Source organism: Yoonia sp. 67-2, from assembly GCF_035117555.1.
Classification (GTDB): domain Bacteria; phylum Pseudomonadota; class Alphaproteobacteria; order Rhodobacterales; family Rhodobacteraceae; genus Yoonia.
The window spans coordinates 166,213-184,641 of sequence record NZ_JAYKPK010000005.1 but is presented as its reverse complement, the minus strand read 5'-3'; the positions used below and the strand labels follow the sequence as shown (position 1 = coordinate 184,641).

The following is an 18,429-nucleotide window of genomic DNA, read 5'->3' as shown; positions in this document are numbered from 1 at the left end:
GTGATCAGATGGGCTGGATAAGGTTGCACATCAACCGGAATGCGCCCGGCACCATGCGGTCCATCTGGTGATGCAGCACAAGACTGGTGTGGGTATGTCGCCCCTTGCCTATCGGTGCAGACACCAGCGCCCCTTTCAGAGGGGTTTCATCCGCGTCCGACATCGCGAGCAATGGTATGTAGGCTGTATCCCAGTCGGCTGCGAAATAAAGCCCGCGCTCTTTGTCCCAGCCGTCGAAGTCCGCAGGCGTGATGACATTTGGCGCTGTCAACAGCGGGTGGTCAGGATCAAGGATCGTGACCTCTGCTGCGGGGTTTGTCACGCGCCAGCGCAGAGAGGGTGTGCCGATCTTCAGTCTGCGCGGTGGTGTCGTGGCGCTGTCCCAGCCTTGATCGGGACGCTGGTAAAGCGTGACCAGATGCCCGCCATTTTCGACAAAGGCGTGCAGGCGGTTGGTGGCGGCGTTCAGATCAGGTCGGTTTCCATATGCCACAACGCCAATCAGGACGGTGGTATAGGCGGCGAAATCTTCTTGCGGGGCGATATCGTCCAGCAGCGTGACGTCAAGACCCAGACGCGACAGCCAATGCCCTACGGAATCTCCTGATCCGATATAGGCGATCCGGGCTTGTTCTGGCAGTGTCAGATCCAGTGTCAGGATTTGCATGCTGGCTGGTGCTGCATACCGCAATGTGCCGATATGCGGATAAGCAGCCGTTGTTGTCGCCTGCGCCTCTCGCCCGCCGATATGCGCGGGCAGCGCAACAAGTCCCGGGCCCAGATTGGCGGGTGGAGTGATGGTGAGGGCGGTGCCCTCTTGTACCAGGTCCCATCCTTGCGGAATGTCGAAATCAGGCGTCCCGGTCACAGTCGCTGTCAGCGGACCGGCGTCGCCTGTGCGGCGGATGAAGCGTGCAGGGTGCATCGCAACATCTTGGACTGGCACGATAGTCAGCGGGTGTTCGAGATCAGCATTGATCTGGATTTGTCGACCGGCGATGTTCGCTGACAACACGAGCCAGCTATGGCCGTTTCCGCCGAGTGGATCGAAACCTGCAACGAATGGCGTGGTGAAGGGTGCATCCGGATCGACCTGTAGCGTCAGATCAGCAGCGCGATCTGTCATTGAGGCGGTCCCTCCGGAGACACCGACGGGAAGTTTCAGCGAAATGCTGACGTCTGTGGCACTAAAAGGTGTCGTCTGAACGACATGAATAGTTCCGCTACCACCAGGTACAAGTGCTGCGCTTTGTGGCGCCGCGATCAATGACAGGCCAGCCGCCTCTGCCAGCGCCAGACCGATTTCACGGCGCTTGCGGGCAAGGCGGTGGCCATGGGCGTTCTGGAAATCCAGGTTCGCCATCTGCTGCGCGGATTCCATCGCCGCATCAGCCTGCGCCAGTGCTGTCTGAACTGCCTTGGTGTCCGGGAACGCAGACTGGGCTTTGGTAATCGCATCGGCGGCAGTGATGAGTGCCTGCGACGCCGGGCCAGCAAGCTGGGCGAGGTCTGCGACCGTGTGGGGCAGGGATTCGGCAAGAAGCTGTTCAACACCCCCGTTGACGCGGTGCAGTTGCCAGGTGACCTGAGGTTTGTCAGACCAATGCCCCATCCCCTGCGACGCGTGGCGCGCGCGCGACCACTGGCCTATCTCGGTGTAGGTGGCGCCGGTGGTCGGATCTTGCGGTGCGGCGGTTATCGTCAGCGTTGCTGGCGGAGGGGGCAGCGCGTCGTCGTAGGTGCCACCCCCGCCTGACCACGCGGGCAGATAATGATGCGTCACGGTCCAGGGCGGGGCGGGATGGTCCGTCAATTTGTCTGGATCGGCGGCCAAGGCAATGGCCTGTTCTGCGGCACGGGTCATCGCGCGGTGATGACCATGTTGACCGGGCACATCCAGAAAGGTCGGCAGAACGATATCCGGACGATAGTGCCGATAAGCGCGCGCAAGTCTCTCGACAATCACTACTTCGTTCCAACGATGAAACGTATCGTCACCATCCTTGGAAAAGCCAAAATCATGCACTGTGTCGTCTGGTCCGAAACCCAGCCATGCCACATCGCAATCCAGAACGTGTGCGGCCTCTTCCATCTCGCGGGTGCGGATCAGGCCCAGCATGCCACCGCGTTCAGGCCCCAATGTGTTCTGTCCACCTTCGCCCCGGGTGGAACAGGCGACAACGACCCGCAGCCCCTGACCGAAGCGCAGCCAGGCCAACAGACCACTTTGCTCGTCGTCGGGATGCGCCCCCGTGTTCATCACGGTCAGGACGCTGTTTAAGCGTGATAGGGCACGCGACAAGCGCAACAAGGCAGGTGCGGCTTCGCGGCGGGCAAGGCGGTCTTGGTGGGCAGTCATGGCAATCCTTGGCTGGGATCAGACAATGGCCTGATCCTCGATCTGGTGAAGTTGCGGGGTGATGGCGTTGAAGAAGGGCAAAGCCGCAGCCCCAAGTGCGGCGGACTCCTCTCCGGTCTGGCCGCGTTGTACCCGGGCCAAGACGCGGTCGCGTCGGTTGGCGACACTGGTGGGAACGGCCAATCGGGAAATCAGATCGTCCAGGATCGGCTGCGGCATCTTGCCGCCCAGAATGACGGTCTGCGGATCAAAGATATTTTCAAGCAGGCCAATCATCCAAGACAGGTGTGGTGCGGCGCGGTCAAGCCATGCTTCAAGCGCAGGATCTTGTCCCCCATGCAAACGCAGCAAGGCCGCACTGTCTGGCGTCACGCCATCCTTTGTCATCCATTCTGAAAGCGCATGCAGCGAGACATAGCGTTCAAGGCAGCCTTTCTGCCCGCACTGGCAGGGCAGCCCGTCGGGCACCACAACGATATGGCCGATCTCGCCTGCGTTGCCGAAGGCTCCCTTGAGCGGTTGATCCGCCACCATGGCACCCATGCCGACCCCTGCGCCGAAGTAGAGCATGCAGAATTCGGACACCGACCGCCCCTGACCGAACAGCATCTCGCCCACTGCGGCGGCGTTGGCGTCGTTGTCAACGGTGACAGACACGCCGCACCGCTTGCTCAGCAAAGCTGCGACATCGACACCAGACCAGTCGGGCAAGGTCGTCGGGCCGACGCCGGTCAGTCCCTCGATCTCGAACGGTCCGGGCATCACAACGCCGATGCCCATTAACTGAGCCTGAAACTTTGCGCGAAGGCGGGCGACTATATCGCCTATCAGGTCAAGCACGATGTTGGCCGTCATGTCGGGCAAAGTCGTCACTTCCTTGGCGCGCATGTTACCGCCGAGGTCTAACACCACGGCGGTCAGTGAGCCTACGGCAATCTCTAGACCAATGGTGATCGCTCCGTTCGGATTGATTGCATACTGGATCGGCGGCATACCCCGCCCGGTCCGCTTGCGGCCCAAATCCAGAAGCATGTCGTCGTTCATCAATTCGTCGATGATATTGGTCACAGCCTGAGTCGAAATATGCGCCAGATCAGCCAAGGCCTTGCGACCCATCGGCCCGCTGCGGCGCAGAAGTTCCAGAACAACGCGGCGGTTGTGTTCCCGGCTACGACCGGGGTTCTTGCCTTTGGCGGTGCGCGTCGGACGCGGCGTTGCGGACGGCGGCGCACTGGCGGCCGGGGCCGTGTCCGAAAAGGGTGAAACTGTCATGTCCGGGTCCTTTGGGTCATTGGCATCGTGCCGTCACGATAACCTGCATCAGGAGCAGACACGCGGGTAGATTCCTTGTCCAGCCCGGGTCAGGTTGAAGCTGACATGACAAATTTAATAACTCAAGTAAATTATTTTATTGACGGCAGGGGTCGTGTCGGTCCAGCTTGATCGTCAATCCCCTTGCAGCGGCGTTTGGGGGGAGGCCGTTAAAACAAGACAATCGTCGGCAAAGGAACGCTGCATCACGCGACAGGGTCAATCCCACCCAACGGAGGAAAACATGAATTACATCACCAAAGCGACCTTGATGGCAGGGACGATCATCGTCTCGTCAACAGCCGCTAATGCGGTCGAAATCGACTATTGGCAGTATATATTCGATACACGCGTGGCCGCGGTCGACCAGCTTATCGAGCAATTCGAAGAGGCGAATCCTGACATCACCGTCAACCACGTCACGTTCCCCTATGCCGACTATCAGACCCGCGTCGTGGCGGCGAATATGTCCGGCAACGGCCCCGACGTGCTCCAGATGTTTTATGGCTGGACGGACAATTTCGTGAATGGCGGCGTTTTGCAGCCTTTGCCGACCGACGTATTTCCTACCGAAGAAATCGAAGCCGATTTCTTTCCCATTGTCACTGCGATGAAGCGGGGCGATGATTATTATGGCTTGCCGACCGCCGTGCGGTCGCTGGCGCTGTTTTACAATAAGGACCTGTTTGCCGAAGCCGGGATCGATAACCCGCCGGAGACACTTGACGAATTGGTCGACTACGCCTCGCGGCTGGCGGTAAAGGACAGTGGCGGTAATTACACGACGGTCGGCCTTACCGTCGAGATGGGTGGTCAGGACCATCAATGGTGGCGTGAAGTGCTGGTGCGGCAGTTCGGCGGCGAGCCTTACAGTGCCGATTACTCCACTGTCACTTATGACAGTGAGGCAGGCTTGGCCGCAACGCAGTGGTACACGGACCTGACCACCAAACATGAAGTCGGTTATACCGGTTTCATGGACGAAGGGCAGGCTGCGTTCCGCGCCGGTCGTGCCGCTATGACCATTGATGGTACTTTCCGTTTGGGGTCGTTCCGCGACATTGAAGGATTTGAATGGGGCGTGGCTGAATTGCCTGCCAATGCCGAGGGTCTGCGGTCGAACTATGCTTCGTATTTCGCGAATGGTATTGGTGCGGGTGCCGAAGGTGAAGAACTGGAAGCTGCTGCCAAGTTCTTGCAATATCTGTCCTCGCCCGAGGCGATGCAGCTCTGGCTTGAGGTTGTGGGTGAACTGCCTGCCCGACCCGAGGTCGCACTGACCGAGGCCAACCTTGCTGACCCAATCTATGCGCCGTTCCTGAAAGGGCTGGAATATGCGCATACCACCACTTTTGTGGATGAGCAGGCACAGCGTCAGGTGACAATGGATATGGCGAACCGGGTCTTCTTGCAGGGTCAGTCGGTTGAGGACACCCTCGCCGAGGCCGCAGCCGCCGAACAGGCAATCATCGACCGCGCGCGATAAGTTGCAAAAAGAGGAGCCGCGCTGACATGGCGATGACGCAAATATCACCGCAATCTGCGCCGCGCCTCTCGATGCGTATGCGCCGTGCAATCTGGGTCTGGGCCTTCTTGGCCCTACCCGTGCTATTCTATAGTGTCATCAGGTTTTACCCGACGATTGATGCTTTCCGGCTGTCTTTCACCAACTGGAACCTGATGTCGCCACCGGAATATATCGGTTTACAGAATTACCGCGAGATGTTCGCCTCGGCCGAGTTCTGGAAAGTATTTCGCAATACCTTTGCCTATCTGATCATCGGAACACCAATCAGTCTGTTCCTGTCGTTCATTATTGCATATTTCCTTGATCGCATCCGGTTTGGGCATACGTTTTTGCGGGCGCTCTACTTCTTGCCGTTTATCACGACTGCATCGGCAATGGGATGGGTCTGGCGCTGGTTCTATCAGCCTGCACCCACCGGGGTCATCAATTCGGTCCTGGGAGCGGTGGGCATGGGCCAGCTTGATTTCTTACGTTCAACCACATGGGCGCTGCCATCTATCATGGTGACGGCCATTTGGGCGGGCCTCGGCTTTCAGATCATCATTTTCATGGCCGGCCTTCGGTCCATTCCACAGACATATTACGAGGCGGCGAAGATCGACGGCGTCGGCGATTTCGCGATCCTGCGCAAGATCACCCTCCCGTTATTGAAGCCGACGACGATCTTTCTTGTTGTCTTTTCTTCGATCGGATTTCTGCGGATCTTCGATCAGGTCTACAACATGACGACCAATGACCCGGGCGGACCGCTGGGGTCGACCAAGCCGCTGGTGCTGATGATCTATCAGACCGCGTTCAATTCCTACCAGATGGGGGCGGCGGCGGCGCAGACGGTGGTGCTGTTCACGATCCTGCTGATCATCTCGCTGCTGCAACTCTGGATTCTGAGGACACGCTGATGGCTGTAACCGACACGGCGATAACCACCCCGTTGCCTTTTGCGCGGATCAAACCGGGCCGGATCGTGCTCTGGACTGTGTTGTTCATCGGCGGGATGCTGATGATCACACCCATCCTGTTCATGTTCTCGACCTCACTGAAGACTGCTGGCCAGATCTATGACCTGCGGCTGATCCCGCAGAACCCGACATTGGCCAATTACATTGAAGTTCTGACCGAAGCGCAATTTCTGCGCTGGTTTTTAAACTCTGCCTTTGTGGCGATTTGCGTGACTGCGTCCAACGTCTTTTTCGACAGTCTTGTGGGCTACACGCTTGCCAAATTCCGGTTCCGCGGGCGCATGTTCGTGTTTATCGCGATCCTGTCGACCCTGATGATCCCGACCGAGATGCTTGTGATCCCATGGTATCTGATGTCGGCAAATTTCGGTTGGCTCGACAGCTACTGGGGCATCATGTTCCCGGGGATGATGACAGCATTCGGCACTTTTCTGATGAAGCAGTTTTTTGAGACTGTGCCAGATGATTTCATCGAGGCCGCCCGGATGGATGGGCTGAACGAGTTTACCATCTGGTGGAAGATCGCCATGCCGCTGGTGACACCGGCATTGTCGGCCTTGGCCATCTTCACCTTTCTGGGAAATTGGACGGCCTTTTTCTGGCCGCTGATTTCGACCACGTCGAAAGAACTTTATACATTGCCGGTTGGGCTGACGAGTTTTGCCGTCGAACAAGCGATCCAGTGGGAGATGATCATGACAGGGGCGGCCATTGCGACGATTCCTACTCTGCTCGTGTTTCTTGCTCTGCAACGCTACATCGTGCGCGGCGTCATGCTCGCGGGACTAAAGGGATGAAAATGACCGACAACACGACCTTTCCAGACCCGGTTTACAAAGACACGGTTCTTGGGCCCCTCTTCGATCATGCGCGCCATGACCATGCCGAAGGGTTCCGTCGGATCGACCGCGCGCATCTTGTGATGCTGGACCGTACTGGGATTCTGCCCCGGGATGTATCAGCCAGCATTGCCCGTGCGTTGATCGAGATCGACCGCGATATTGATCCTGCTACCCTGAGCTATACCGGCGAGGTGGAGGATTATTTCTTTTTGCGTGAGACCGAACTGAAAGCGCGCGTGGGGGCCGATACCGGCGGGCGACTCCACACCGCCAGATCGCGCAACGATATTGATCACACGCTTTTCAAGATCTCGCTGAAGGCCCGGCTGGACGGATTACTGGCAGAATGTCGTTCGTTGCTGGCGGCTCTGATCGACACTGCCAACCGGGAAAGCGCGACCCTGATCGTTGCCTATACCCACGGGCAGCCTGCACAGCCGACCACCTTTGGCCACTATTTGTCTGCGGCGATAGAGGTGCTGATCCGAGACATCGCCCGGCTGGACGAGGCGCGCAAGGTTGTGGACCTTTCGTCTATGGGAGCCGCGGCAATTACGACCTCCGGATTTCCGATTGACCGGCAGTTAATGGCTGATTTGCTGGGTTTTGCGGCACCTCAGCGCAATTCTTACAGCTGCATTGCGGCTGTCGACTATATCACGGCAACCTATGCGGCGGTGGAATTGCTGTTTCTACATCTTGGCCGCCTGGTGCAGGACTTTCAGGTCTGGTCCAGCTTTGAGGTGGGGCAGATCTATGTGCCCAATGCCTTTGTGCAGATATCATCGATCATGCCGCAGAAACGCAATCCGGTGCCGATCGAACATATGCGCCATCTTGCGTCGCAGACTGTGGGCCGTGCGCGGATGATGAAAGATATCATGCATAATACGCCGTTCACCGATATGAACGACAGCGAAGGCGAAAGTCAGGCCGCAGGTTACAGCGCCTTCGAGACGGGCAGCCGGGTGATCCGCTTGATGGCGGCCTTCGTGCCTGCGCTGCGGATCAATGATGCCCGTGTCGCCGATACAATTGACCGCGCCTGTATCACGATTACCGAGCTTGCTGATACCATGGTTCGAGAGGAAGGCGTTTCGTTCCGACAAGCGCACGAAATCGCCGCGGAAACTGCGAAAGCGGTGGTCAGCGCGGGTGAAAGCCTTGCTTCTGGGGGGTACGGTCCGTTCTGCACGGCGTTCCGCAACACCGTGGGGCGGGAAACGCAGATGCAGGCTGACGCATTCGCCGAGGTCGTATCGCCTGACTATTTCGTGAGGGTACGCAACCGCTTTGGCGGCCCGGGTGAGGTCCCGATGCGCGACGCATTGGAGGTCTATCGTGACGCCTTGGCGGATTATGAAACGACAGCCCAGACCTATGCCCGGCGCGAAACTGCTGCCCGCGAGGCATTGGATACCGCATTTATCGCCTTGATGGAGACCCGCTGATGGCTACTTTTGAACTTCGTGGTCTCGTGAAGGCCTATGGCAAGACCCGTGTTATTCACGGCATCGACCTTCTCATTCCAGATGGTGAATTCGTGGTGTTCGTCGGTCCATCCGGCTGTGGCAAATCGACGACCTTGCGCATGATTGCAGGGCTGGAAGAGGTCACTGGTGGCGAGATCCGGATTGGCGACCGCGTCGTCAACGAAGTCGATCCAAAGGAGCGTAACCTGGCGATGGTTTTCCAGAACTATGCGATCTACCCGCATATGACGGTGCGCCAGAATATCGCATTCGGTCTATATACCTCCAAGCTGTCCAAGGGCGAGAAGACTGAAAAGGTAGAGGCGGCTGGCGCACTTCTTGGGCTGACGCCGCTATTGGACCGTCGTCCGTCAGCGCTTTCGGGCGGGCAGCGCCAGCGGGTTGCTATCGGCCGCGCCATGGTGCGCGATCCCGTCGGATTCCTGTTCGATGAACCTTTGTCCAACCTCGATGCACAATTGCGCGCGCAGATGCGTATCGAGATCAAGGATCTGCACCGCCGCCTTGGCACAACCATCGCCTATGTCACCCACGATCAGGTAGAAGCGATGACGATGGCAGACCGGATCGTTGTGATGAAGGATGGACATATCCTGCAGGCCGCACCGCCGATGGATGTGTACGACAACCCGGTCGACGTTTTCACCGCCCGCTTTATCGGGACACCTTCAATGAATATCGTACCCGCGAGTCAAGCCGACGGACTCGTGTCTTTGGCCGAGGGCGATCCGTCTGTTTTGGCCGGCGTGCGCCCGCATGACTTGCTGGTAGGCAGCGACATCGCGCAGCCGGGACTGACGCTGACCGGCACTGTCACTGCCGTGGAGCCACTTGGCCCCGAGACGCTTGTGCATTTCGAAATCGCTGGCCGGTCTATCATTGCTACCGCGCCGCCGCATGGCGGGGTCGTAATCGGATCAACGGTGACGGCCAAGGCTCCGCGTGGTCAGGTTCACTTATTCGATGCTGTCACCGAAAAAGCCTTGGGTCGCGCATGAGTGTTCCGCGAATGAACATTCCGTTGATGCAGCCCGCCCACCTGCTGGGGGACGGGTTGGTAACGCAGTTACGTGGCGCCGCCGCCCGGCCTGATATGGACCTTTCGGCGGCTGGCTGGCTGGATCAGACAGGGCGTTTCGTTGCAGAAGCAGGGTATCTTTTTGGCTCGGATATAGGCGGCACCAAGGTTCAGTCTGTCCTGACCGACTTAAACGGTGACGTCCTGGCCGAATGTAGGTCCGAAACACCAGCTAGTGGCGGGGACGCAGTTCTGGATCTGATAGCCGCACATCTGGCACAGATGACGGCCGGAACCCCGGGGGTCGTGCGTGCCGCTGGTTTTGGCCTGCCGGGTGCGGTTCATCCGGTGACGGGGATGCTCGACCGCGCACCGAACCTGAGCGGTTTTGCTGGTCACAACATGCGGGCAGTATTATCAGAACGTCTGAACATGCCAGTCGTGGTAGAGAATGATGTGAACTTCGCGGCCTTGGGCGAGACCTGGTTGGGCCACGGTTCTTCGGCCGATGTTCTGACCGGTGGGCTGGCCTTCGTGGCGCTTGGTACCGGCATCGGTATGGGTCTGGCTTGGGGCGACCGGATCCTACGCGGGGCACAGGGAGCTGCAGGAGAGATTGCAGCACTGCCTATCGGAGCAGATCCAAGCGATCAAAAGACACATGCCTGTGGGGCCTTGGAAAGCGTCGTATCAGGTGCAGCGCTGGTTGCCGATTACCGTGCGAGCGGGGGGCGTCATCCGGGCCACACGTTGCGCGAGATCAGCAAGAATACGGACGATGATCCCGCTTTCAATCTCGTCATGGAACGATTGGCACAGCGAACCGCGCAAGCGGTGCTCGCCGTCGACTCCGTCGTCAACCCGGCTCTGTTCGTCTTTGGCGGTGGTATCGGATCACAGCCCGCGCTTCTTGAGAGGATTACGGCAGAACTTGCACGTATCATGCCGAACGGCATGCCGGTGCCTGACTGCCGGGTCAGCCAACTTGGCAACCGGGCGGGTGTCATTGGAGCAGTACGCGCGGCACGTTTGACTTACGCCGATGTCTTGGCGGGGGCGTATCCATAGGTACCAGCCATGAAGGATGACTTCCGATGAAGGTCGTGGCGGAGATTGTGGACATCTCTTAGCGGCCAGAACTCATTCGTTTCTGTTATCGAAGCCATCGACAGGGTATTTTTGCGACGGTCGCCCTTTTAGCTGCCAAGTCGATACATCCGCCTCATGGAGACCTTACATCGAAATGGACGTCTTGCTTGCCTCGCGAAATGCAACGGACAGGGTTGACAGCTTCTCCGCCTGCCACCGCAGGTAAGATTTTCTCAGCCGTTCTGAAATCCAGCAATCACCGCGCCTGCCGGGGCGACTCCATCCGATGGCTTCCCTATCATTTGCTTTCATTAACATGCGCGAAACATGCGCTGTCGAAACCTGATAGCGTTGTGCGAAACCGGGCGTTGCGATGGGATCAATCCATATCCGACCGTTCCGGTCGGGCGGTTCTGATCCTGCTGCAAGAAGCAACTCGTGCAGGATGCTGCTGCCGGAGGCGCTATAAGAGAAGCAACGGATATCTTCGGGAGGGTCAAACCATTGTGGCGAAAGACAGACGCCGCGCGCAAAAGTTGGTTGCAGGCGCGACAGCATTGACTGATTTTGCCGTAAGTACAGGCTGCGCTGGCAGCCATCCAAAGTGTCTAGCGCCCGCAGATGGATATCGAAATACAGTCCGATAAGTCTTTCAGTTTTTCTAGATATTTTTGGCGCATGATGCCGAATCTTTTCACTCGGCGGAAGCTCGGTTAGCTGCACCCTGGTCAACGCCTGCAGGAATGCATGAACAGTATTCCGGCTCGCAATTCCAGTGCTCTGAATAGATTGATAAAGCGTCTTGGGTGAAAGTCGCGGTTTTTGAGGGTCACATTTATGTTCGAAATGTATCGCAATGGCCATGTGTATCAGCACCCAACGGCGCATATCAGCGACGAAACGCACCTCGTTCGGGATCTTGGAGTGGGTGGTCAGGATATCCTGTGCCTCTTGCGAAATCGCCTTCAAGAAAACAGGCATCTGGGCCATCTCTTCAGCCTGATAAATCGGAGGTATCACATTGATTTCCGTAAGTTATTTCATATAATAATGGATGATTTTATTATGAACCCTAGCATATTTTCATGCTGATCACAGATCATTTTTGGGCTTAGATGACTTCATGCTTCCGTAGATGTCGATCATATGTTGAAGTATGCTCGTACATTTGATGCGGTGCCGATTATAAATGGCGGTGAGGTGATAAGAGAGTACGTCGAAAATTTTTAGCTTTTCGTGATGTAGCGCAGGTAAATTAGGATCTGTAGCGTTTGCGTGCTGCATTTAGGCGTATTCTTTGACGTAGGCTTCAATTTTGGGGCGTGCGTCCAATTTAAGTTTCAAATATATTTCAAGGTTGTAGTTTACGAGTATCACCGCTGTACTGCCTATCGAGATAAATGGGTGGAACGGAAGGTGTACAAAAACGGTGAAGATGTGTTTTTAGTGTTGTGAGCGGTAGCATTTTAACTTCAAACACCCACTATAACACTTCAACCAAGTTATTTATAATGGGCCAATTACATGCAAAATATTTTTTATTATAGAGTATTTAAATGTGATAGGTGCGGTTGTGGGTTGAAGTTCGGCACAAACAGATGTGGCCATTGCTGGCGAACCACGACATGGCGTAACAGATATTCATTTTATATTGCAATCATTGTGCTAATGGCCTTTTTATTTGTTTGGCTCATTTGAAAATTTAGCTATGCAGTAGGCTCTTTTTTAGTAGATCCTCTATCTCAGTGTATACCATTCGAGCTTGTGAATGGCGTGCATGGTGATCGCGCTGTCGGGCCGTCGAATTTCCCTGCGTTCATGATAGGGTCCCGGAACGGTTCCTTGATATGAGGGTTTTGAGCTACTCCCCATCGGCTGGACAGTATCTGGCGTTGATTAAGCTACTTTTTGCACCTGCTGATCGGGTTGGGTTTCGTTTTTTCTCAGCCAATAGACCACGGCTGGTGGCTTGCCGCCAAGAGCTGAGTGTGGGCGTTGGTGGTTATAGAAGGTCATCCATTTCGTGATGCCTGCCTTTGCTTGCGACCCGGTCTCCCAAGCGTGCAGATAGACGCATTCGTATTTCAGGGTCCGCCAGAGCCGCTCGATGAAGATATTGTCGAGATAGCGACCCTTGCCATCCATCGAGATGCGCACGCCGGTCCGGCGCAGACGGTCCGTCCAAGCGAAAGATGTGAACTGGCTGCCCTGATCGGTATTCATGATCTCGGGCGGACCAAACTTGTGGATGGCCTCGTTCAGCGCCTCGACACAGAACTCGGCCTCCAGCGTGTTCGAGATGCGCCAGGCCAAGACCTTGCGGGTGTGCCAGTCCATGATGGCGACGAGATACGGGAACCCGCGCCGCATCGGCAGATAGGTGATGTCCGAGCACCAGACCTGGTTCGGGCGATCTACCCTCAGCCCCCTGAGCAGGTAGGGATAGGTCTTATGCCCGCGTCCCGGCCTGCTTGTGTTGGGCTTCTGGTAGATCGGCATCAGCCCCATAAGGCGCATCAGCCGACGTACCCGTTTCTCGTTCACCAGATGACCGTCGTTGCGCAGGTGCAAGGTCATTTGTTGGACGCCGAAGAATGGCGTTTCCAAGAACTGTTCATCGATCAGCCGCATCAGGCTGAGGTTCTGCTCGGGCTCGCCTTTGGGCACGTAGTAACTTTGGGCACGTAGTAAAAGGATGATCGTGCGATCGACAACAGCTTGCACTGCTGGCCGATCGACAGCTCTGGATGATCAGGCTCCACCATGCCGCGCCTCACTTCCCGCCCCACGGCTTGAGCTTTCTTTCCAAAAAAGAGTTGGCCACCGCCAGCTCCCCGATCTTGGCGTGCAGTTCCTTCACCTGCTCCGCGTCGACCTCGGGCTTGTTCCGGCCGCCGCGTTCGAACACGCCCGACGCACCCTCGAGCAGGGCACGCTTCCATTGATGGATCATCGTTGGATGCACCCCGAAACGGCTCGCCAGCTCAGCAGCGGTTTCCTCGCCCTTCAGGGCTTCCAGCGCCACCTTCGCTTTGAACTCGGGCGCATGTTGTTTGCGTTTCGACATCTCTGATCTCCTTCGTACTGAAGATCAGCAAACTGCAAATCGTAGCTTATGTCAGTGTCCGAATTTCGGGGGGTAGCTCAGTGATTTGGCTAGCGCATCCCCCTGAATGACCGGACTAGCCGCATGGCTATTCCCGTTTCATGCTGCGCTCCTGGCGAGCGACAGCTTGATCGCGGCACCGTAGCTAAAATCATAGTCTGATCTGGCGACAGGAAGGGGTTTGCAAATGATGCTTTCAGCGCAAAGTCGATCTTGGTGCGCAGCGCAACATAGGGACTTCGGTCTGCTACGGCTTGAATGGCAGCTTTTGCAATTCTGGCACAGAAGCTGTGCAGACGCAGCTAAGGTCCGGTTTCCGCCCTTCGTATGGACGATACTGTTACCACGAAGAACTCGGGGCCGCTTGGTTAAAAGTCAACTGAGCTCCGCAACGTTTTCAAAAAGCCCGTTGCATAGTTTTTGCGCTTACTTTTGCGAATGTCTTGAAATTTGGAGCAATGGAGTTGCGCTCGGCGTCTCTCGCTTGCGGCAGTACCACCCGATCTGAGAGCCTGATGGGGCCGCTGCGTTTATGCCCTGTTTTTCGAAGTGCCCGAGAACACAAATTGGCAGAGGTTTTCCGTGGAAAACACCTGAAAAATGATACTGATCCCATTCTTGCCCGTCAAAGTTTCCATCTAAGGCTGGATGGGTTCCAATTCACGCCGGATATCACACACAGAAAGGTCAGCTGGCTGGGATGGTAGGATTCGAACCTACGGTACACTGTACCAAAAACAGTTGCCTTACCACTTGGCTACATCCCATCAGCGTGGGGCTGTCTACTGCGAAGAATGCACCTGTTCACGGAGGGGCGAAGCCACACCTTGGGGCATCGGTTGGGGCATTAGCCACGGTACCCTCCCCCCGTAAGTTACTTTATTGACACCAGACGTTGGTGATGAACGGCTTGGACAACGAACCAGTTCGAGGGAAATGCGGTGCGGACTACTCGTCCATATATTCATGCTCGTAATTGTATTCACGAATGATTTCGTCTGTGTCGACGTACTCCATTACATCGATACCGAAGTGTGCCACCGCGTCAACATCATCTCTCGAGATGAATTCATGCGGCATCTTCGCGGAAATAAGCTCATCAAGCCCCTTAATCTCTAAACTGCAAATCTTGCAAGAAAAGACAGATGGAATAATTCGGATTTCATGGAAAATACCGTCGTCGTCAAGTAACGCTGATGAGCGCCCAGCCGGACTCCCACCAAGTATCCCCGACCCGCCGCACGACGGGCACTTCAACGCTTTCACGTGGTGACCTGAATTCATAACAGCCGATGAAAATTTCGGCGCATTTTCCTCGTAGAGGCGATTTCTTTCTACTTCTGACTGACCAAAGAAGCGGTCCTTCTGGATTCTTATCAATTCACTCACTCGCCGCGAACGATCTTTCGACAGTGCTTCGAAAGTTCCTCTGGCTTGCATCGCATCCGACGGCGTAAGCAGCTGTTCCAGATCGTGTCCAATTGCATCAGCAACGCGCACTAAGAACGACAGAATGCTTGGCATCACGGTATCGGAGGCCATTCCTTCGAACGCTGCCTCATCCGAATGTAGTTCTCGGTTTCTTATGTCTATTAGCGCCCTGATCGCGGCTTGCTCCTGTTCGGTGACCTGTGGCACGAGCCGGATTAAACGACTAAAAGCTGTACCTAAATCAACAGATTTTGCAGGCCTGTTTGGATTAACCCCTACTGAAAAAAGGATGCTTTCCTCGTCCATCGCAGCGTTGAGAGCAGGGTTAAAGCTGCAAAGCACACCACGGATGGTCAACTCGACACACATAGAGACGGCGAAAATGTAATCGTCGCTTCCTCTTTCCTTGTTGGTTCCCTTGCCCCAATAGGACTGTGCTTTAGAGAGATACGCCTCAGTCGTCCAACTCATGGTAATCTTACCTCAAGACGTCTCATGTAGGATGCAGTTCCACTTACTTGTCCTCTACCATGAAGCATGAAACGATTGTCCAAGATAAGCAATGCGAACTTCTCCCACTGCACTTTGATCGCATGCTTTCTAAGTTCGAGCATTCTTGCCTGAATATCCTGAGCAGCGATGTTCTTGGGGATCATGATGTCTGGATTGTATCGGATGCTGCTGACACCGCCTTTGGATACTCGGAACTGCACATGGTAAGTCCTACGTTGGCGTTTCACAGAAAAGACAGCTTGCTTGGCTTCCTCGGAATTTAAGTCAATCACACTCTGCGGATCGCATATCAGCGTGGGCGTGGTCCTTACTTTCGGTGCCATCAAAACTAGAAAGTCTGGTGGGTGATGCAAATGTGCACCGTCCGTGTGCAACGGGAATTCGCCAAAGCCGTGGATACCACTTAGCGACTTGAGAGCACTGATCGATCCGGGGCGTAGATAGGAGTACCTTAGCATTGGCTGATCGAACTGCTGAAGTAGCTCTCTGAGTATCTGTGCTGGTCGACCCGCTGATCTTTCAAGCGCGAAGAATCGCCGTTCTTTCAGCTCGTCCATTACCCTAGATGTCTTCAATGCTGACGGCTTTCTTTTAACCAAAAGACGGTAAGGCTCATACTTATCAGGGGCGCTTTGGTCGGTCCGAGCCACCAAGAAGCGGTGCTACTACACCCCCATGCCATTGCCGAAGGGCTTCTTCAAGTTGCCTGCTTCTTCCAAGCGGTTTTCCGAGGGGGATCGGGCTACATAATTTCCGCTCGCTTCTACCTTTCATAGTATGCCCTGCCATTAGCGAAGCTACCAGAAGCAGCCTTGTATTTTCCCAGACGTGCCTCAGCCATTCTAATCGCGGCCCAAGAAACCGAGCAGCCTCGTGTATCTAGAATAGAAGCAATCACAGGAGCTTAGCTATGAAGACCCTTGCAACCCTCTGCGTTCTCGCCGGGGGCTTTCTTTTTGTGCCCTTCCCCAAGGCAGCAATCGCTACCGTCCTATGGGCTGCCTGCCGAACCCATCCAGCCGTGACTGCTGCAGTGATCCTGACGCTGGTGGCGAACTGGGGGGCTGGCAATGACCTTGACGATCCGTCCCGGTGATATCGTGACCATTCAGGCTTTCGACGACGTGCCAGAACATCTGTTCCGCGTGGACGAGGTGCTAGACGACTGCGTGACAGGGGTGGCCCTCACGGGGCCGCTGGCGGGAGAGTATGGCGAACCTGAACTCTCCTTGGTGGCTGGGATCTCTCCAGACCATCAAAGTCGCTGAACTCAATCAAAAAATTCAACTCAACAATCAAGCTGGGGCGGATGCCCCAAAGGAGGAGTCATGCGTATTCCTTACGCGTATCTGAAACAGCAGACGTGGCTGTATCGCCGCAACTACCCACGCGACCTGCAGCCGATGCTGGGGCAGGCGCTGAAACAGTCCCTGAAAACTGGGGATACCAAGACAGCGAAGATGCGGGCGGCAGAGGTCAACTCGAAGTTCGAGGAGATCGTGGCCAAGGCCCGTGAAGGCATCGTGCTGGAACGTCCTCAGCCGATCAAGGTGGCTGCCCCGGTCTTCGCTCCGTCGAACCCGATCATCGGTCGGAGGACGATCAAGGAGCTTGCTGCTGACTACCTGCGGCGTCGATCAGACGAGCTGCGTCCCGGTGGCTTCAAGTCGGTCCGGTTTTCCATCGGGCTGATGGTGTCGCTGTATGGGACACGGCAGATCGGGTCACTGTCCAGAGAGGACGGTCGGAGGTTCGCGTCATTGGTGGCGCAGCTTTCACCACACGTCGGCAAGTCGTTTCGGAATCGGTCACTTGGTCTGGAACAGCTTATTTCAAAAGCCGACCGGGTGAAAATCACGGCACAGACCCAGAAGCGCATCCTCTCGCAGGTCTATCACTTTCTCGACTGGGCCTACCACGATGGCCACAGTCCCAAGCTAGACTTTTCGGCGATCAGGGTGGACCAGAAGGGCAGGGTGGCCTCCTACGCTGTCCCCACGGACGAGGAGGTCGATCGTATGCTGGGGGCCGCTAACCCTGTCATAGGGCGCGTCCTACTTTTCTGCCTGCTGACAGGAATGCGGTCGGGGGAAGCGACAGGCTTGCTTCGGGAGGACTTGGTGTGGAAAGGCAATCTGGGCTGGTTCGCTCAGGTTCGACCAAACCGGGTCCGGCTACTCAAGACCGATGCTGCGGAGCGGGTGGTGCCTCTTCACGGGGCACTGGCTGACCTGTTGCCGTCAATGCCAGACGATCGGCTGTTTCCTGATCTGACGGTATCGGTGGTCACCAAGGAGTTCGCCAAGTTCAGAGCTGGGCTGGCGATAGATCGTCCGGGGCTGGTGTTCCACTCGACTCGTAAATGGTTCATCACCCAATGCGAACGGACAGGAGTGCCTGAACACTTCACTGCATCGCTAGTGGGTCACCAGTCTGCCCGGTCAGAAAACCGGCTGACCTATGGCATCTACTCTGCTGGCATCAGTGACGAGCAGAAGCGGGCTATCGTGGACGGGATACGGCTGCCATGCTGATCCCTGACATCGATGCCTTCGAGGAGCGGGCGGCGATCATGCAGTACGAAGGCCAACTACGCCGACCTGCTGCCGAAGACCAAGCAGCACAGGAGCAAGGCTTTCGGGACGCTGACCACTACTGGCAGGTTCTGGCTGACTACGTGGTCCATAGGAGGCTGAAATGAAACACACCTCGGTGGCTTCGGCTGCCGGGGTCCCCCACTTTTCTTTTTTCTTCTGACCGGCAGTCTCAGGCATGTTGAG

The 18,429-nt window shown here is 56.2% G+C and carries 15 protein-coding genes, 1 tRNA gene and 1 pseudogene; 10 read left to right on the top strand and 7 right to left on the bottom strand.

The features are described from left to right. Positions 1 to 4 precede the first annotated feature (4 nt). Positions 5 to 2,359, bottom strand: a complete 2,355-nt coding sequence (locus tag VOY09_RS10310) for a PIG-L family deacetylase (protein ID WP_322895377.1) — start codon at positions 2,357 to 2,359, stop codon at positions 5 to 7. 18 nt (positions 2,360 to 2,377) lie between these two features. Further along, positions 2,378 to 3,631 carry an ROK family transcriptional regulator gene (locus VOY09_RS10305; protein ID WP_322895376.1) on the bottom strand — a complete coding sequence of 418 codons (1,254 nt, stop codon included), beginning with the start codon at positions 3,629 to 3,631 and terminating at the stop codon, positions 2,378 to 2,380. A 283-nt stretch (positions 3,632 to 3,914) separates the two neighbouring features. Between VOY09_RS10305 and VOY09_RS10300 the strand changes: the two genes are divergently transcribed. The 6 genes from VOY09_RS10300 to VOY09_RS10275 all read left to right on the top strand — a co-directional run bounded on the left by VOY09_RS10300 (position 3,915) and on the right by VOY09_RS10275 (position 10,578). Continuing rightward, positions 3,915 to 5,156 (top strand): extracellular solute-binding protein, encoded by a 1,242-nt coding sequence (locus VOY09_RS10300; protein WP_322895375.1) that lies wholly within the window; start codon positions 3,915 to 3,917, stop codon positions 5,154 to 5,156. Positions 5,157 to 5,350: 194 nt separating this feature from the next. Next, positions 5,351 to 6,097 carry a sugar ABC transporter permease gene (locus VOY09_RS10295; protein ID WP_323811278.1) on the top strand — a complete coding sequence of 249 codons (747 nt, stop codon included), beginning with the start codon at positions 5,351 to 5,353 and terminating at the stop codon, positions 6,095 to 6,097. Then, the gene (locus tag VOY09_RS10290; RefSeq protein ID WP_322895373.1) at positions 6,097 to 6,954 is read left to right on the top strand and encodes a carbohydrate ABC transporter permease; all 858 of its coding nucleotides are present in this window, start codon (positions 6,097 to 6,099) and stop codon (positions 6,952 to 6,954) included. The genes VOY09_RS10295 and VOY09_RS10290 overlap by 1 nt, the downstream gene beginning before the upstream one ends. A 2-nt stretch (positions 6,955 to 6,956) precedes the next feature. Beyond that, positions 6,957 to 8,450: an argininosuccinate lyase gene (gene argH, locus VOY09_RS10285; RefSeq protein ID WP_322895372.1), complete on the top strand. Its 1,494-nt coding sequence runs from the start codon at positions 6,957 to 6,959 to the stop codon at positions 8,448 to 8,450. Then, a complete protein-coding gene (locus VOY09_RS10280; protein WP_322895371.1) occupies positions 8,450 to 9,490 on the top strand; it encodes a sn-glycerol-3-phosphate ABC transporter ATP-binding protein UgpC in 1,041 nt (346 codons plus the stop codon). The genes argH and VOY09_RS10280 overlap by 1 nt, the downstream gene beginning before the upstream one ends. Before the next feature lie 26 nt (positions 9,491 to 9,516). Continuing rightward, entirely contained in the window at positions 9,517 to 10,578 is a 1,062-nt protein-coding gene (locus tag VOY09_RS10275; RefSeq protein WP_322895370.1) for an ROK family protein, read from the top strand. A gap of 165 nt (positions 10,579 to 10,743) precedes the next feature. On the opposite strand, the gene VOY09_RS10270 is transcribed toward VOY09_RS10275, so the two are convergent. The 5 genes and pseudogenes from VOY09_RS10270 to VOY09_RS10250 all read right to left on the bottom strand — a co-directional run bounded on the left by VOY09_RS10270 (position 10,744) and on the right by VOY09_RS10250 (position 16,206). Continuing rightward, entirely contained in the window at positions 10,744 to 11,619 is an 876-nt protein-coding gene (locus VOY09_RS10270) for a hypothetical protein (protein WP_322895369.1), read from the bottom strand. 876 nt (positions 11,620 to 12,495) lie between these two features. Then, positions 12,496 to 13,666 (bottom strand): annotated as a pseudogene (locus tag VOY09_RS10265) (IS3 family transposase). 731 nt (positions 13,667 to 14,397) lie between these two features. After that, positions 14,398 to 14,472: transfer RNA gene (locus tag VOY09_RS10260), tRNA-Gln, on the bottom strand. Between the two features lie 181 nt (positions 14,473 to 14,653). Next, positions 14,654 to 15,607, bottom strand: a complete 954-nt coding sequence (locus VOY09_RS10255) for a hypothetical protein (protein WP_322894915.1) — start codon at positions 15,605 to 15,607, stop codon at positions 14,654 to 14,656. Beyond that, positions 15,604 to 16,206: a hypothetical protein gene (locus VOY09_RS10250; RefSeq protein WP_322894914.1), complete on the bottom strand. Its 603-nt coding sequence runs from the start codon at positions 16,204 to 16,206 to the stop codon at positions 15,604 to 15,606. The genes VOY09_RS10255 and VOY09_RS10250 overlap by 4 nt, the downstream gene beginning before the upstream one ends. 353 nt (positions 16,207 to 16,559) lie before the next feature. Here VOY09_RS10250 and VOY09_RS10245 point away from each other — a divergent pair, with 353 nt between their 5' ends. The 4 genes from VOY09_RS10245 to VOY09_RS10230 are packed head-to-tail and all read left to right on the top strand — an operon-like array spanning position 16,560 to position 18,350. Next, positions 16,560 to 16,745 carry a hypothetical protein gene (locus VOY09_RS10245; protein WP_322894913.1) on the top strand — a complete coding sequence of 62 codons (186 nt, stop codon included), beginning with the start codon at positions 16,560 to 16,562 and terminating at the stop codon, positions 16,743 to 16,745. After that, positions 16,720 to 16,917, top strand: a complete 198-nt coding sequence (locus tag VOY09_RS10240; protein WP_322894912.1) for a hypothetical protein — start codon at positions 16,720 to 16,722, stop codon at positions 16,915 to 16,917. The genes VOY09_RS10245 and VOY09_RS10240 overlap by 26 nt, the downstream gene beginning before the upstream one ends. A gap of 60 nt (positions 16,918 to 16,977) precedes the next feature. Continuing rightward, complete coding sequence (locus tag VOY09_RS10235; protein WP_322894911.1) at positions 16,978 to 18,183, top strand: DUF6538 domain-containing protein; 1,206 nt, start codon at positions 16,978 to 16,980, stop codon at positions 18,181 to 18,183. Next, positions 18,177 to 18,350 (top strand): hypothetical protein, encoded by a 174-nt coding sequence (locus VOY09_RS10230; RefSeq protein WP_322894910.1) that lies wholly within the window; start codon positions 18,177 to 18,179, stop codon positions 18,348 to 18,350. The genes VOY09_RS10235 and VOY09_RS10230 overlap by 7 nt, the downstream gene beginning before the upstream one ends. Positions 18,351 to 18,429: the final 79 nt, after the last annotated feature.